We start from the raw sequence: 18,212 nt of genomic DNA on the forward strand, positions 1-18,212 counted from the left end.
TGAATTGGTTGGTTAATACGAATTACAACTTCACTATTTTTCTTGTTATATTTTTCGATGTATCGGAAATCATAAGCATATAAATACCGCTGTTTAATTGAGACACATCTAGTTTTATGTTATTCGATTTTGGTTTAGTTTCCAAAACTTTCTGACCACTTAAAGCAAAAACCTTAATACTAGTTTTATTTAAATTTAAGTTAGCTGAACCTAATGAAATATTAAGCGCATTTGAAACTGGATTTGGATACATACTGATAATAGTATCTTCGGCATTAACATTTAACGATGTTCCAGCATATTCGATAACCAATTCCGGGACTGTTTCGCCAAGTTCTTTTGTGTAAAAATCGATACCAACACCACTATTCGCAGGGTCTTTAACAGCAAACGTGATCACCTTATCTCCGTTAGCTTCTTGAGCTACATAAGATGATACATCCCATTCACACCATGTACTTGCAGCTGTTGTAATTTCAGATCTCGCATTAGAATAGTCCGGTTTATTATTCCATGTTATTCCTGTTTCCGTCCAACTATCATCAGCCACATCATACACTGTTCTTAAGTCTCTATATCGTGTTCTTTGATATAACCTAAGCTTTGCTGAAATCACATCTCCAGGAAGTGTGCTTAAATTGAATTTTAAAATAGCATAACGCGCATCTACTTTTGTAACCATCGATGTTGCTTCTCCAAAATTATCATTTGCTTTTCCTTCATGCACATACGTATCGGCATTGGCACCTAAACTCAAAGTACCAGCAACCATAGGCACAACGGTTAATTCTTGTGAAACGCTAGGCGCTTCATTAAAAACAGCATCACCTTCTTGTGTTGCAGTGATAGTGGTTTTTCCCAATCCAACAATATGAACCATACCATCTACAATTGTTGCAACTGACGTGTTTGAACTTGAATAGCTCACACTTAAATCTGAAGTAGCTGTAGCTTCTGGATCAAAATCGTCCCCATCTAATAGTTTATTTGATATTGTAAAAAACTGAATAGTTTGATCTTGTTTTACAATTCCTGTTTCAGTTAAAGTAAAATTATCTAATTTGAAAGCATTAGAAACTCCTGAAAAATAAATTTTTAAACTTTGAACACCTTTTTCTAATTGAATATCTTCTGCAATAACATAATCTTTCCAATCGGAATCTCCCTCAGAATGAGGTGCTCCAAATGGCACGGCTTGTTCTATTGTTTTTTCTTCACCTCCAAAACTAAATTTAACAGCACCTCCTGCTTGAGAAGCAGCATATTTAATACTAATACTGTAAATAGCAGTCTCTGGCACCGAAACCGTATAGGTTAACCATTCTCCAGCTTCTATGTCTGTTAAATTATATCCTCCAGTTGCTATAGTTTCAACATCTACGTTGTCCATCATTCGGTATGCTCCACCTGAATTCCCAACGCTTAAATCGTTATAAATTCGACCTTCACCATGTTGTAATGGATCGTAATCAAAGTTTTCCGCTTCAATAACTTCTGCTATAGTATGTACTGCATAATCGGGCAAACCATTAACATCAAAACCTATTATTGGATCTCCAAAACATTCTACGGGTCTACGAAACGTAAGTGCCCCCCAACCAATGGCATCATTACTCCATCCTGCTTTTTCGTAACCTCCTAATTCAATCGATTTATCTCTTGCACGTTGGGTCCATTTAGCTTCTTCTTCAGTTTTAAAACCTCTACCAATGTAATGGGCAGTAGACATTTCCCAATTTGGACGAATGGACGTAAAACCACCAATACCATCAGGACTCATAGATTTAGAATACCATCTCCCGGTTCTATCAAATCCTGTTATAAAGTTATCAGGTTCCCAAGCAGTGGTTTGATCTGGGTAAGACGCTAAAGCCGTTACATTATATTTCAATGAAAATTCTAGACCTTTTAAAAATCGATCATCCTCATGACTATATAAATCATCACCTTGATTCCACGCCATTTCTGCCATAGAACCTAATAAACCTAGACCAAACATAACGTGGGCTTGATCTCTAGAAGATTCTTGACATTGTCCGTTTTCGTATATATAATTAGTCATCACCTCGTTATATCCATAATTCGCTTCGGTATAACCACGATCAATACCGTAAGTATCTGAGTGTTCTCCAACTGCGGTAGGCACTTCACCACTTGTATTTGGTCCTGCAGGATATGCTAAATCTCCTGTGTGCTCATCTAAAGTACCTTTAATATAGTGATATGCACGATTGTACATAGTTTCGTTATCTAAAAAGATACCCATAGCCATTACAGTACGCCAGCCTGAAAGACCTTGATTTCCATGTCTTACAGGATCTCCTAAATAAGATTTCCAGTAAAAGGTTGCATTATTTCTAATATCTGCAGGCTCTGTAGTAGTAGAATATCCTGGGTACACCAACATATCTTTAAAAGCTTGTACATCTGCAGCTTCCCAACCTGGGTAAGTACTTTTGATAATTTCCGCTGCTTCTACCATAATGTATGCCACTCCTCCACTTAAAGCCTCAGTTCCTCCACTAGTTACCGATGTTAAATTAGACCAAGCTTTAAAAATTTCAACGGCTTTATCGGCATGTCTTGTGTCTCCTGTAATATACCAACGGATGGCATTGTAATAAGCCGCTCGAATATCACTATTCCAAGCGCCATAGTTTACACCAGAGTCTCTACCTAATTCGGTAAAAGTTTCATCACCTTGTACTACATAATCATAACTCGATTTAGAATCTAAAACCATATCTTGATACGAGGCGTACCAAGGATCAACTTCTGCTTCAACCATATATTTCATACGGTCTAAATCTGATTTTTTATGAGAAATACCTGGATGAATAAATTGAGCGCGAGCCACAGTAGGCACCGTTGGTAATGCATAAGTTGCTGGATCGTTCTGGAAATTTTTAGAATCGACATCGGTTACCTTTAACCAATACCAATATTGCGTTCCGTTTTCCACGGAAGTATCTGTATAACTCGTTCCTGTTAAACCGTTTTTAATCAATTGGCGTCCACTAGCATTATCATCAGTATCTCTAAAAACACCTACATTTTGAATGTCTATATTTTCAATATCCCAATCTAAAGTTACAAAACCATCTCCTGCTGTTGCAGAAAGCTCAACGCTTGGTTCTCCAGATGATGGATTAGCACTCGCCGCATTAGAATTTATAGTGTTTTCTGAAATATCGCTCGCTTTAATCCAGTACCAGTAATCTGTACCTCCAACAACCGAATTATCGGTATACGTTGTTCCAGACACATTACTCGCAATTAAAGTACGTCCGCTAGCATCAGCATCTGTATCTCTAAAAACATCTTGTCTAACGGTTGTTACGTTATCTAAAGTCCAATTTAATTCCACAGTATTAATACCTGATGTAGCACTAAGTAAAATACGAGTTTGATTGGTTTGATAAGCACAGTTAACACTTGCATCAGAAATATTACCAGATTCGTTTACACCACCTGGCAAGCTATAGTCTGCACTATCATCATCCGTATCATTTCCGTAGGCATTATTATCAGTTACAATTCCGGTAACACCGTTAACACCACTTATACCTTCTAATGTATTATTTGAAACACAGTTTCTTCTAATATCAATATTTGTTGTTGGCACACCTTCGGAATTAGCTAAAATCCCCACATTACCATTATTTTGCACAATACAATCGTACACTAAGTAACCATCGGTATTTGCTGCACGAACACCTCTAAAATAGTTGCCCGACATCTCACAGTTGTAAATTTTAATATCCTCACTGTAAGAAATATTAATACCATTTGCCGATGTAGAATTTAAAAACCGACTATCTCTAACTTCTGCACCATATACACGACGTAAGTACATGTTATGTGCAAAACCTTCTTGTCCTGCCGTTCCGTTTTCATCAAACAAACAATCTTTTACTAACAAGTTTTTTGTTCCTTTAATATGAACACCCCAACCCGTTTTTGTACAATGCACATTTAAAATCTGGACATTATCATGTTCCACATCATCATTAGCTGTAATTTCTATTCCTCCACCATTTGCGGCATTGGTACCTTCTATAGCCAAATTTTGAATAATGAGATTCACTAAATTTTCTGAATCTGCAATAATCATTTTCATGTTTACCGTAGTTTTAAGTAAACTAGCCCACTGGCCTTCACCTTGTAAAGTGACATTACTTTTCATTCTAACAGGTACAGTAATATTATGTGTTCCCGCAGCGAGCGTTACAACACCACCTCCACTTGCGGCGACATTATCGATTGCGGTTTGAATATCGCCTCCTGGAGATACCATTTCATCGGTTGCCCATATGGATAGGGATAAAAAAAAGAAACAAACGAAACACATCGAATGTTTAAAAAAATAATAGTTCTTCATTCTTTAATTAGTTTAGAAAGAAGGCCTTACTCTGGTAACATTTGGGGTATTAAGAATAAATAGGCTACCTGCGTAGCATACTTAAAATGGTTATGTAATGATATTATTTTGAAAGCAGAATTCTTATAAATTATAGTTCTTTGCCTATAAACTAAAGTTCTTTTTTGAAGATTAATTCGTACAGCAACTGGTATAAACAAAAAAAGCCTGCTTATAGAAAAGCAGACTTTAGTATTTTATTTTTTGAGCATTTTACTTTTGAAAAGTAATCCGCTTATAAAAAGTGTGATTTTATAACACAATAAACTTTAATGCTTCACTGTTTTAGATTCGTAGAATTCGTAAAAGTAACTCCAACTAAATGTTTCTCCTGGCGTTACCTTAATATCGATATAAGTTTCCGGACATATGGTTCTTGCCGTTCCCCAAAGTCGGAATCTAGAAAGTGGTTGATCTCCAGTAATTTTAACGCCTGCTCCTGTTTTAGAATTATGTATACTAACATCAAAATTATCGACATTGTTATTCAAACCATTCAAGTGTTTAATAGCAATAGATTCATCGCCAATAATATCTCTTTTAAAAACTAAACGTTTGTCTTCAATTTCAAAAATATCACCTAAACCACGGCCAATCCCTGAAACTTCAACAGGAAAAATCATTTCGAAATCTTTACCAATTGTTTCATTATCGATCACCAAAAAATTATGATTGAAGCCGAAAGTTTTAATCTGATGTTTCCCTGTGTTTTTTAAAACATGAGAAATCACCATTTTTTGTTCATGTTCTATAAGCTTAATAATTTTGGTATATTGATATGAAACCTTGTCGGTGTTTAGAATATGAATAAATTCAACTTCGTTACCTTTAACTTTTATGCTGCGTTTTCCCGGATTTACAATCTCGTAATTTTTAAAATCACTATAATTTTCATTTGAAGTTTTTTTAAGCGCACCAACTCCAATTTTCACAAAACTTTCTCCAATTACAACATCATTATAATTTAAAGGCGCATAAGCCTCGACAGGCCCCATAATGGTGGCGAATGCTGGCGGATTATCAGCATCGAACCATTGGCCAAAATAAGTATGTCCATTAAATTCTAAGTTAGAAATAACGCCAGACCAATCAAACCGAGTGCCTTTGTAATAACCATTTTCAGCATCTGGTAAATACAAATTAGCTTTAATAATCCCGTTGCTAATTTCAACCTCTGGGTATTTTATATCCTGACTATTTCCATGGAAAACGCCGAATAATATAGCAAAAAGAATATAAATACCTTTCATTTTAAAATACCTCGTTTAATTTCTATCGTTTAAATATTTCTTTTATTCTGAATTATATATAGCCTAATTAGTCTCTCCTAAATGAGAAAGCATAAAACTGCTGCAACGCTCGGCAATACCTTCAAAAGACGGAGATATATTTTTACCAGACATGCTATGCCCAGCATTTTTAACAGCTAGCAATTGTACATCGGCATTTTTTTCTTTGGCAACTTCCATCATGTAAAGAGAGTTAATAATAGGAAGCGTAGTATCCTTTTCGCCGTGTACCAATAAAATAGGCAAACTGTTTTCATCTAAAAACTCAGTAGGACTCATCAAGCGTGCTAGCTCTGGTTTTTCTTCTAGAGTTCCACCCAATAAACGATTGAAAAGTTTACCATTTTCAAAAATAGAATTTGGTCTAATATCAGGATTTAGGCATGATGTAAACGGGAAAAAAGAAGTTACAAACTTATATTTTGGATGAATATCTGCCAAACTCGGGTCGCCAGGAAAAGGTGCGTCTGGAGCTAAAGCTGTAACCAAACTCAGGTGCCCTCCTGCAGAACCACCCCAAATGCCATATTCTTCTTTATCTAATTTATAGTCAACTGCATTTTTTAGAAGAAATCGCGCAGCATCTTTACAATCTACCACAGACTCGTACGATGTTACAGGTTTTTTCGCTAATCGGTAATCTATGGTTGCACACACTATACCGTTATCTAAAAGGGTTTGCAATGTACCTAAAAAAGAATCTCTGAAAATATTTTCTTTTACACCTCCAGCCCAACCACCTCCGTGAACAAACACAACCCATGGGTTTTCATCCTGAAGTACATCGGCATTAGGATAAAAAACATCCATGACTAAAGGTTTCCCATTGACTGTTTTATATACAACGTCTTTTTTATAGTTTTCCCCCTCTACAAAACCGAAATCGGCTGGTGCCTGGCCATGTAAAATAGAAACACTTAAAAGAAAAAAAGTAAGCATCATAAAGGCGAAATAAACAGGTGTTTTTATTGATTTCATATAACTTGAATTAAAGTAAAAAAGTCTCAACTTTATTTATGTTGAGACTTTTATAAATATTATGATTTTTGATTCCAAAGACGGTAAGGATCATCATTAGCAACCATTTGCTCTAGTAATAAAGCTTCCATTTCGGCTAATTTCTCAGCATATTTTGGGTTTTCGGCTAAATCCGTTTCCATTTCACCTGGTTTGTTATGCTCAGGTAAATATTCGTTTGGATTTTCTGCTAAGTTGAAAAGTTGAGTTTCTCTCACTTTACCGTCCATTACATCATACTTGATTAATTTCCAATCGCCCATTTTCACACTACGCATCCCTGGTTTTGTTCCACCAGCGTATACGCCATACATCACGTCGCGAACCGTTTCCTTTTCTCCTTTAAAAACAGGTACCATACTTTTACCTTCTACAGTTTCTGGAGCAGTAATTCCTGCTAAATCGCATAAGGTTGGCAACACATCTAAAAGATACATATTTCCTTTTACACGTTTTCCTGAAGGAATCCCAGGGCCTTTAACTATAAATGGTACTCTCCAAGTATGCTCATATAAGTTTTGTTTTCCTTGTAAACCATGACGACCTATAGCCATACCGTGATCTGAAGTATAAACAATATAAGTATTATCTAGTTCGCCCATAGCTTCAAGCTTAGCTAAAACTTTCTCTAATTGATTATCTACATTCTCTGAACAAGCATATTCTCTACCTAATTCATTTCTAATCGTTCTTTCATCTCTATTTTTCCAAACACCACTTACACGTTCCTCATCTCTAAGTTGTGGATGTCCATGAAAAAATGGGTGTGCCGCTAAATAATTATCCTGAAGTTCTGGTTGCTTATCATTTGCAGCAGGTAATGAATTTTGATCTTTATGATTGGTTGCTCCATACTTTTCTAACAATTCCGGCGTACCATTTCGAGTATCATGTGGATGAGAAAACCCGAAATAGATAAAAAACGGATCTTCTTCTTTCGTAACTTCTCTATCTCCTAAATATTCTAGCACTTGCTTTGCATGCCAAGCACTTCCTGTTTCTTCTGTACCGCCACGTTTTGTTGCATCGTGAACCACAGTAAATTGTTTATTTGCTCCTGGATAAGAGTTTCCTTTTTTACAAGTTCTCATGGTTTTATAACCCGCACGATTAAAAACAGCTCCAATAGTTTGGTCGTCTATCTCGTTTGGATCGGTTTGCTTTTGAAATTCTGCACTTGGTGGTAAATGCCATAACGTTCTTCCAGACATAATCATGTGGCGCGATGGCGTACAAACAGCTCCATTCATAGACCCCATGTGGCGCGCTTGCTCTACAACAACACCTTGGCTAGCTAACTTACTAATGGTTGGCGTTTCTAAAATTGAATTTGGATCGTAGGTTTGCAAATCAAACGGCGATTGATCGTCTACCAATACAAATAGAAAATTCGGTCTTTTTGGAGCTTCTGCAACTTCCGCTTTGGTTTCTGCTTTGTCTTTACAACTTGTAAACGCTAGCACTAAAATTCCGGCTAAAAGAGTGTGTTTAAAAAATTTATGCATATTGATTATTGTTTGGTTTTTTAATTTTTGATATTTCTATTTAAATGATTATTCAGATATATTTTCTTTGTTTTTCAACTTAATGAAAATGCGGTTTATTTAGCTATTAATGTAAATATTTATTACAAAACCTCATCAATAATTCGAGCCACTTCTTCTCCTTGCTTATTAAACCCTAAAGCTTTATAATGCACATTTCCGGGTGCTTGCTCCCAAGCTTCGCGATGTGGTTGGGTAAAAGTGTACAAATCGTTAATTATAATATCCGGATGATTTGCTAAAACTTCTAAAGCTCCTTTATTGTATTTAATACTATCGCCTTTAAAGCGACCTTTTGCATTTTCGGGAACCGGTGTTGTGGTTGCAAAAATTAATTTTGCCTTCGGAAATTTCGTTTTTAGATATTGACAAATACCCTCTAAATTTTCTTTATATGTTTCAATAGACGACACTTGCTTACCATCTTTCTTATTTAGGTTTTTTCCTTTTAGGTATTTTAAATCGTGTAAACCCACATTGAAATGAATAACATCCCAATCAAATTTCCAGCCTTGCTCCAATCCTGGTTGAAACATACTTTGCTCCAATTTATCCATATTCGGGATAAACTGATCACTAGATCCTCCATTTTTAAACAAGCGATAAACATTAGCCTTTTCCCTTAAAAGCTTCATCACGGTTGATGAATACGCAATTGAAATAGAGTCGCCATAAATAAACACATTTGGCACTCTTTTTCTAGGATGAACATACACAAATGCATCCGTTTTATAGGCTTTACCTATTTTTCCACACAAGGCATCCCAAGTGAGTTTACAAATGGCTTCGTTTGTTTTTTTATAAGTATTTTTAGCAAAGGCCATTGGAGCTAAACCGATACCTAAAGCACCAAAACCTAAAATTTTTATAAACTTTTTACGCTGCATATTTTTAATGTTTCAAACTTAATTACTCCAAACTTTAATTCTATTTTCTCCTATTTTTAAATTCTGAAATGGGCCAACCAATGGTTGTTCCGTGGTTCGTTCGTTTCCAAAATAATCTTCATTAATGGTGAGTGCAGAGCCATCAGGATTTTCATAAGGTGTTTCCGACTGAAAAGCAGCACCTAAAATAGTGGTATTTACAAACTGTGTTTTAACTTGTCTAAAACTCGCGTCTGCAGTAATATTTAAGTAATAACCATCATCCGCTTTAGTTAAACGAATAGCTGGATTTAAAGTTTTATTTTCAACAAAATTAGTTTCTATATTCGATGGTTTAGCTTTATTTAAATACAAATTAGCATCTATAAAAACGGGGAACTTCTGCGCATTATAGTTGTTTAAACTACCAGGTGATTTCCATTGGTATGAAGCTGAAGGAAAATCGTTGTAAGCATCCAACCCATAATATTGACTCTTCTCTAACGACTCGTTATTGGCCGCAAAAATGTTATTATAAAAACGATCGTCACCAAGTATAACCGTCATCATCCCCAAAACTTCCGTAGAATGTGGAAAATGATAATGGGTAAACCTATTTGTTGCCGTTCTCATGTGTATATTTCCTGCAATTAAATTATTGACAAATGCTGTGCCTTGAGACGCATTAAGAATCCCTCTTTCGGAAAGTAAAATATTGTTATCAATTATCATAGGTCCATGATTCACTTCTACAAACAAATCTTGATCTTCATTATTAACTAAAAGATTACCCGATACCCGAGCACCTTGCGCTTGCCAATCTAACCAAATACCTCTGTGATTATCGTGTATAAAATTATTTTTTATAAGAACATCTATAGCTGCATGCAGTTTAATTCCGGCAATTTCCCAACCATCAAACTGTTTTTTTACATTTATATTATAAATATGATTGTTAGATATTTCACTAAAAACGCAACCAAGATGACCGATAATTCCGCCTTGTTCACAATCTTTTATGGTATTGTTTCTTATAACATGAGAACCAATTATTTCCTTAGACCATCCCATTTGTAAAGCTTTAAAAACAACTTCGCGCTCGCGTTGTGTACCATGCTTCTTTTTATCGCGACGCCATGCGTTTTGACCAGAACCACGCTCTTTCCCTATCACTATTCCGGCACATTTAGAGTCGGTGATGAGGTTGTTTTCAATAACCCAACCTTTGCTCCAGTTTGGGCCTATTAAACCTTGTTGTTCTGCTGTTGGTGGTGCCCATTGCGTTGCAGCGTGCGCCATTTTAAATCCACGAACGGTGATATAATTAATTCCTGTTTTCTTCGGAAAAAAGACAGTAGGTCTCACATTGATTTCTACTAACTCTTTATTAGGGTTTTTATCTTGAAAATTGGCGTATATCGTTGTCGTTTCATTATTTGTTTCACAATACCATTTGTATTTAGAACCTTCAACATCTATTGCTCTTTTCAAAGGATTTAAAGATGCTACTTTAGTTAAACTATCAATTTCATATAAGGCTTTTCCATTTACGTAAACCTCGCCTAAATGATGATCTCTGCCGTAAGTTTTTGTTAACCAGTCGCCATAAAGAATTTCTTGATACGGATTAAAATCTCCGAAGAAACTATTATCTATCACGACTTTCCAAACAGAGCCTTTATACTTTTTCCAAGTACTGATAACTTCGGAACCTTTAATCCAAACATCTTCGTTCTCAGCTGCCTGATAAACAATTCGATTTCTATCATTTCTTCCTCCATAAAAAGGATCTATGCGTTCTCGATAAACACCGTTATGAACGATAATAACATCGCCTGGTTGTGCTAATTTGGCTGCTTTGGAAATGGTTTTAAACGGAGCGCTTTGGCTTCCTTCATTAAAATCGTTTCCTTTTTTTGATACGTGAAAATCTTTTGCTTGAACGATAAAAGAACAAACAAAAAGTAAGATTGTGAAAACGTTGACTTTTGCTCTCATTCTATTTATTTTTTAGAATCAAATTCTATTATTATTTTATAAATAATTTTACAAGCCAACATCTCGAACTTCAAATTTAAAAATTCACTTTATGCCTAATTAATTTAAGCTCATCCAAGTTAATTGCTCCCAATTTTCTGTAACATAAGGTTGAGGTAATCCTTCTGTTGATCGACCTGTTTTTATAATATCGGTAATTTTAGCTGTTAGCCTACTAACCACTTCTGGTTCTTCAAAATAAAGATTTGTAGTTTCCCCAGGATCGTTTTCTATATCGTAAAGTTCAAACGGCGCTTCGCCTTCTTTTGGTTCTATAATCACAGGTTTTAAAGAACCACCAGAACCTCTAAGCATATTTAATTTCCATTTCCCTTCGCGAATAGCAAAATGCCCCGTAAATGAATGATGAATTACCGGTCTATCTGCTTTTTGTTTAACAGCGTCATCTTGCATCATTGGCCATAAGCTGTAACTATCTTCTCCTGCATTATCAGGTATTTTAGCTCCAACAATATCAGCAATAGTTGCTAAATAATCGGTTTGACAAACTGGATCGTTTACTTGACTTCCTGCTTTAATAGCATTTGGCCAACGCATTAAAAACGGTACTCGGTGTCCGCCTTCATAAACATCACGTTTTCCTCCTTTAAAATTCATACAACTATAATGTCCGTAAGTATCTCTTTGATAAGCGTAATTAGATTCCGCACCATTATCCGATGAAAAAATAACCAAAGTATTTTCATCTAAACCATTCGCTTTTAAAGCATCAAGCACTTGCCCGATACGATAATCTGTTTCTTCCATAAAATCGCCATAATTTCCGCAATTACTTTTTCCTTGAAAATCAGGATGTGTACAATGTGGTAAATGTGGACTTGTAAGTGGTAGGTATAAAAAGAAAGGTTTCCCAGATTTAGATTCATCGGCAGCATTACCGATATATTCAACGGCTTTATCTGCAAAAGTTTTAAGTACCAATTCATCATTAAATGAAGGCGCTACCTCAACATAGCCCTTAGCTTTTTCTTCTTGAAAAGGAGGCGTCATTCTGTAAGTACGCGGCGTAACATCCAATTTCTTTTTTGTGTAAAGCGTTGGAGGATCAAGCACTCGATCGTTTTCTAAATATGTTAATATACCATAATTCATAGAAGCAGGAATTCCGAAGAAATAATCGAAACCTTTTTCTATTGGACCATCTGTAAAAGGTTTAGACCAATCGCGACCACCCTTTTTTACATCACCTTCAAACTCCATTTGAAGATGCCATTTACCAATCATGGCTGTGCTATAACCTTGCTCACGAAGTAACGAAGCAATCGTCATTCTATCTTTTTCAATTAAACATGGGCCATCTGCACGTAAAACATTTTTCTTTAAACTTGTTCTCCAACTGTAACGCCCTGTTAACAAGCTGTATCTAGAAGGTGTACAAACCGCATCACTACTATGTCCATCGGTAAAAGTTACGCCTTCGTTAACTAACTTATCCATATTTGGCGTTTTAAATTTCGCCTCTGGGTTAAGTGCTCCAACATCTCCATAACCTTGATCGTCGGTGTAAATAATAACAATATTAGGTTTTGTTTCTTGTGTTACTTTTACTTCCTGTCCTTTATTTTGCTGGCCGCAAGAGACTAACAAGACAAGGTTCAAACAAGCTACTAATTTTAATATTAACTTCATTTTGATATTTTAAAATTCCGCTAAAGAGCGTTTCTAATTTATTTTTTCAACATATACATAATATGCAGGGTGTACACGACCTAACTCATCTATAAGTTGTGCTTCCATATCGTATTTTCCCGCTGGAATCTTCCCTGTAAAGGTTACTTCATCTTGATCTGCTTTAATGTCTAAAGTTTTAGAAATATTAGCTACATATAAGAAAGCTTCTTTAAAATCTGATTTTTCTCCAGCTGGCGATGTTTTATCATATTCTATAGCCTTTTCTTGAGCTGGAAACGTCGCGTTGATAGCTAAGTTACTTTCTCTTGGAAACCTACGTAAACTGATTTTATAATCGCCATCTTCAACAAATTCAATTTTCCACTTACCACCAGCACGAGCTCCAGTAATAGCTCCATTTTGGTGCCAAGCTCCACTAAATTTCCCCACAATCATATCGTGAGCTGAAATTCTACTCGGGTTTTCTTTTGGAGAACCCACTTTTATGTAAGCATAACGCTCGTTAACTTCTTCGTCTACAAAAGATTGCCACCAAGTTTCGTACCCCACACCTAAACGTGCTGCCACTTCTGGGTGTGCAGAAATGATGTTATTTTGCTGACCTAAATCGTTGTTTATATTATACAGTTCTTTACCATCAACTAAACGCCAATCTTTGTCCATAACTGTATATTTTCTATACTTGATCAGATTTTGTTCTCTTTGGGTATCCATGTATAAAATTCGGTTTTCCCAAGTATCATTCTTAGCCTCTAATAAAGGCGTTAAACTTTTACCATCTAGTTTTTTAACTGGATTAAAATCTAAACCTAATAAATCTACAAACGTTGGCAATAAATCGTAATGCGCTACTAACTCATCAATATCCTTACCGCCTGTCAATTTTCCATCTGGCCATCTAATGTAAAGTGGTACACGGTGTCCACCTTCATACTGGCTACCTTTACCGCCTTTTAAGCCTGCGTTGTAAACACTTCTACCTGCTGCCGTTCCATTATCTGTAGTAAAAATTACGATGGTATTATCGGAGATACCTAAATCGTCTAATTTATCTTCTAACTTTTTGAAATTGTCGTCAATATTGGTAATCATTCCATAAAAACGCAAGGTTCTCTCATTGATATCTTTATACTTTTTACCCTGATACAAATCAAAATAATCTTTTGGAAGATTATACGGTGAATGCGGTGCATTGGTAGAAATATAACAGAAAAAAGGTTTGTCTTTATTGGTTTCAATAAAATCTAAAGCACCATTGAAAAACACATCTGAGCAATATCCTTCGTACTTTTCCATTTTGCTATTGTGCCAGTACGTATCATCGAAATAATCGTTACCCCAATAATCTGGACCTTGACCTACACCTCCGCCACCATGACGAATAACTTCATGAAAACCTCTATCTTCAGGACGGTATGGATAATTATCACCTAAATGCCATTTTCCAAACATGGCATTAGTATAGCCGTTTTGAGCAAAAATTTGTGGTAAAGTCACTTCATCTTCAAAAAGAATAGAGCGCCCATTAATAGTATGAAACACATTAACACGATTACTATGGCGTCCCGTCATGATTGCTCCACGTGTTGGTGCACAGGTGGTTGACACGTGGTAATTTGTAAAACGAACCGCATCGGAATAAAACTTATCGATATTTGGTGTTTTAATAAACTTATTTCCTTCGCAAGCTAAATCTCCTTTTCCTTGATCGTCAGTGATTACAATTATAACATTTGGTTTTTGTTTCGATTGTGCCGAAAGCCCATCAAAACTCGAAAACATGGCAATTAAGACTAAAAATAGTAATGAAATTCTTTTTCTCATTATGGTAAAAGTTAGGTTATTAATTCCTAAAAGTAAAAATTTATAAAGTCCAACTTATATTTTTTCGACGAGCGTATAATATGCTCCCAATTCTTTTCCTGAATCTAAAGTAAACCAAGTTTGCAGTTGTGTTTCTCCAGCTTTAAGATTTACAGTGAATTCTACAAATTCTGCATTAGGATCTACAACAACAGACTGCTCTTCATCTTGAATTTTAATTCTAGCATTTTTAATAGTTAACGCTTTACTTTTCACACTTTCTCTAACCGTTGTACCTTCTAGAGTTGGACGCACCGGAGCCAAGCCATTTAAAGGTAAACCTGTTTCTATTGGCCAACGACGTAATTTTAAGTTGTAAGTTCCACTTTCAGCAACCTTTACTAACCAGTAGCCATTATCGATATAACCTTGTCTAATATGGCGTTGATGCCATGGACTTGCTGCCGCTGTAGTGTGCCAATCATGACCGTGCAACGTTGTTGGGTTTTCATTTGGAGTGCCTACAATAATATAAGGTTGATCGGCATAACTTGGAGAAATTTCTTTCCACCAAGCATCATACTCTGCTTTAAAAGCATCCATTTTTTCAGGAAATTGATCGGCAACATTAGTACGTTGTTCCGGATCTTTACTTAAATCGTAAAGCTCGGTACCATTAACAAGTCTCCAATCGCCTTTCATAAAAGCGGTTCTTCTCCAAGGTTCTGGCACTTCAGTACGTTGCGAATTTGTAATAATCGCACGATCTACAAATGCTTCATTATGACCATCGATTAATGGTTTTAAACTTTTTCCGTCGAATTTTAAATCTTCTTTAACTTCTAAACCACATAAATCCACCAAAGTTGGTGCGATATCGTAATGTGCCGTAAGTTCGTTAATATCTTTTCCGGTAGTAATTCCACCATCTTTCCAGTGAATGAATAAAGGTACACGGTGTCCACCTTCATACATACTCGCTTTAATACCACGCATACCAGCATTGAATCCTTTATCAGTAAAACCATCTAAACGATCGCCTCCTTTTTCAATTTTTGCTCCTGCTGAAGTTCCATTATCAGTAGAGAAAATCAAAATGGTGTTATCCATTAAATCGATTTCTTTTAAATATTCTACTAGTTTCCCAAGGTTCTCATCAACATTAGAAATTAAACCGTAAAAGGCTGCATTTGGTATGTTTTCATTATTTTCATAAGGATCAGAATATTTCTTATCAACAAAATATGGCGTATGTGCTGCGTTTGTAGATAAATAACAGAAGAATGGCTTATTATTCTTTTGATTTTCTGCCATGTAGTTTTTAGCGTTATCGAACCAAATATCAGTACAAAATCCTTCAAACTTCTTTAACTCACCGTTATGCTTGTAAGTATCATTGAAATAATCGTTATCCCAATAATCCAAAGCTTGCTCAATACCGCCACCACTGTGTACTAAAACTTCTTCGAAGCCTTTATCTTCTGGGCGAAATGGATAATTATCACCTAAGTGCCATTTTCCAAAAATTCCGGTTGCATAGCCATTATCTTTAAAAACCTGAGCAATAGTAGTTTCTCTATCTAAAATTAACGAACGCCCGTTTACAGTATGCCAAACACCAGCTCGGTTAGAGTGATGCCCCGTCATTAAAGCGGCTCTTGTTGGCGCACAAGTTGGAGATACGTGATATTGTGTAAAACGCGCACTTACATCGTAAAGATTATCGATGTTTGGTGTTTTAATTTCCTTGTTGCCAAGGCGTCCAATATCACCATAACCCTGATCGTCTACAACAAGTAAAATTACGTTTGGTTTCTCTTTCTTTACTTCAGTCTTTTTTTCTTCCGATTTACAAGACACCATAAATAAGGCGCATAAAATTACAGCAATAAGACCTCTACTTTTTTTCATAAGAATTAATTTATCTGAATAGATGTTGAATGTTTCAATTAAAATATCCGCGCTTTAGAAAACGGACATTTAAGAGCATAAAAATATCATTTCCTTAGAAATATGGATATAAACTATCATTCAAATACTATAAATTATAGGCTTATATTGAAAAAACTTCGATGTTTAGAGGGATTAACTACTTTTTTTCTTCGGAAGCAGGATAGGTTTTTACAAGATTAGCTGTTCCATAATCGGTTACTTTACCGCTACTTTTCACTTGATTTTCTTCGGATAAATGACCTAAAATAACCGGATAATTAGTACCATTTTTTATTGAAATATTTGTCGCACTATACGTTTTATTTCCAAAATGCTTCTTAAAATTTTCCTCATACCCTTTAGGTACATTTGGATAATCTGTAGTTAAAAACTGAAAGCGAGCAGGATAACCAACCACAATGGGTCTAAGTGTATTATCGATAGTTTCTGAAGGATTAGCTGCCGTTAATTTTATATTATGTCCATGCCCTTTTATGGCTGCAAACACATGGTTTCCGACAGCGTGTGGCGCCGGTAAAACAGTTAAATCTATATTTTGGTTTGATACTTTATCAAAATGCATGTAAAGTAATGGTCCGTAAGCAGCATTGCCTTTACAATTAATCATTTCTCCTCCATTATTTAGAGAATAGCCCTCGACAACACAATCTAAAACTGTGCTATTTTTAACCGTTACTTTCCCTTTTGCCATGTACAATTTAATACCGCCTCTGCATTTTTTAACCACACAATTCTCGACGGTTACAGACCCTGGAATATTATAAGCGCGAATACCATCTTCCGTAAGGTTAAACATTACATCACGAGGAATAGGAAGTCCTTCCATTTCTCCAAGTGGCATTTTGTAATTAAATCGTTTTGGTAAATCGCCATCGTTAGTTTCTGTGTAAGTATCGTTACTTGGGCGCACATCACCTTCAATGTAGGTGTTTTTAATTAGGGTTTTATCAGCGTTTTTCTGCATGTAAATAACATGTCCAAATGCTCTATGTTGAAATTCGCAATTATCAACCGTATTCCCCACGCCTGTAATTAACAAAGCGCAACGTTTGTCTAAACCGGTAGCATTACCTCTGCCAATACCGTACATATTGCCATAGCCATAAGGAAACGAACCTCTTACGGTTAGCTTTATGCCTTCCACAGTATTATTATTTCCTGAAACGCGAATATTTGCACCTCCTTTTAAGCCTTTTGCTAAGGTTTTTCGATTTTGATTGTAGCTACCAAAATCGGTTACTTTCTCCATACCGTTTTGGTAAGTATCTTCGAAATCGCCACCTCTTAAAATATTATTAGAACCTGTAATATCGAAATGAGCATCTTTACATGTTCCGACAGGGAAATTGATATAAACCTCATTCAGTTCAATAATATTGTTAGAACCGGAACATGGGAAACCTCTAGATTCTGTTGGTAAATCGGTAATATTATATTTTCCTGGATTAAGAATAATGTGCTGATTACTTTCTTGAACTGCTTCCCGTAACCCTGATAAGCTAGACACTTTAATTTGATTTAACTGAAGTCCTTTTTCAACTGTTTTACTTTTGTTTTGGGCATAACTAAACTGCGCAACGACAAACATAAGTACTACTGCAATATTTATAAACTTAAGCTGCTTCATTTA

The 18,212-nt window shown here is 35.7% G+C and carries 10 protein-coding genes; all 10 read right to left on the reverse strand.

Annotated features, from left to right (window positions below):
* Positions 1–22: 22 nt before the first annotated feature.
* Entirely contained in the window at positions 23–4,381 is a 4,359-nt protein-coding gene (locus BM246_RS11505) for a CBM96 family carbohydrate-binding protein (RefSeq protein ID WP_083415791.1), read from the reverse strand.
* A 308-nt stretch (positions 4,382–4,689) separates the two neighbouring features.
* Positions 4,690–5,670: a hypothetical protein gene (locus BM246_RS11510; protein WP_074938036.1), complete on the reverse strand. Its 981-nt coding sequence runs from the start codon at positions 5,668–5,670 to the stop codon at positions 4,690–4,692.
* Between the two features lie 63 nt (positions 5,671–5,733).
* Positions 5,734–6,687, reverse strand: coding sequence for an alpha/beta hydrolase (locus BM246_RS11515; RefSeq protein ID WP_074938038.1), 954 nt, complete (start codon positions 6,685–6,687; stop codon positions 5,734–5,736).
* Positions 6,688–6,746: 59 nt separating this feature from the next.
* Positions 6,747–8,231, reverse strand: coding sequence for a sulfatase family protein (locus BM246_RS11520; protein WP_074938040.1), 1,485 nt, complete (start codon positions 8,229–8,231; stop codon positions 6,747–6,749).
* A gap of 122 nt (positions 8,232–8,353) precedes the next feature.
* Positions 8,354–9,157: an SGNH/GDSL hydrolase family protein gene (locus tag BM246_RS11525; RefSeq protein WP_074938042.1), complete on the reverse strand. Its 804-nt coding sequence runs from the start codon at positions 9,155–9,157 to the stop codon at positions 8,354–8,356.
* Between the two features lie 18 nt (positions 9,158–9,175).
* Positions 9,176–11,134 (reverse strand): DUF1565 domain-containing protein, encoded by a 1,959-nt coding sequence (locus BM246_RS11530; protein WP_083415793.1) that lies wholly within the window; start codon positions 11,132–11,134, stop codon positions 9,176–9,178.
* 99 nt (positions 11,135–11,233) lie between these two features.
* A complete protein-coding gene (locus BM246_RS11535; RefSeq protein WP_074938044.1) occupies positions 11,234–12,823 on the reverse strand; it encodes a sulfatase family protein in 1,590 nt (529 codons plus the stop codon).
* A gap of 33 nt (positions 12,824–12,856) precedes the next feature.
* Positions 12,857–14,650, reverse strand: coding sequence for an arylsulfatase (locus BM246_RS11540; protein ID WP_074938046.1), 1,794 nt, complete (start codon positions 14,648–14,650; stop codon positions 12,857–12,859).
* A 54-nt stretch (positions 14,651–14,704) separates the two neighbouring features.
* Entirely contained in the window at positions 14,705–16,540 is a 1,836-nt protein-coding gene (locus BM246_RS11545) for an arylsulfatase (protein ID WP_074938048.1), read from the reverse strand.
* 178 nt (positions 16,541–16,718) lie between these two features.
* Positions 16,719–18,209: a right-handed parallel beta-helix repeat-containing protein gene (locus BM246_RS11550; RefSeq protein ID WP_231961853.1), complete on the reverse strand. Its 1,491-nt coding sequence runs from the start codon at positions 18,207–18,209 to the stop codon at positions 16,719–16,721.
* Positions 18,210–18,212 lie beyond the last annotated feature (3 nt).

The sequence above is a fragment of the Algibacter lectus genome (genome assembly GCF_900112395.1).
Classification (GTDB): domain Bacteria; phylum Bacteroidota; class Bacteroidia; order Flavobacteriales; family Flavobacteriaceae; genus Algibacter; species Algibacter lectus.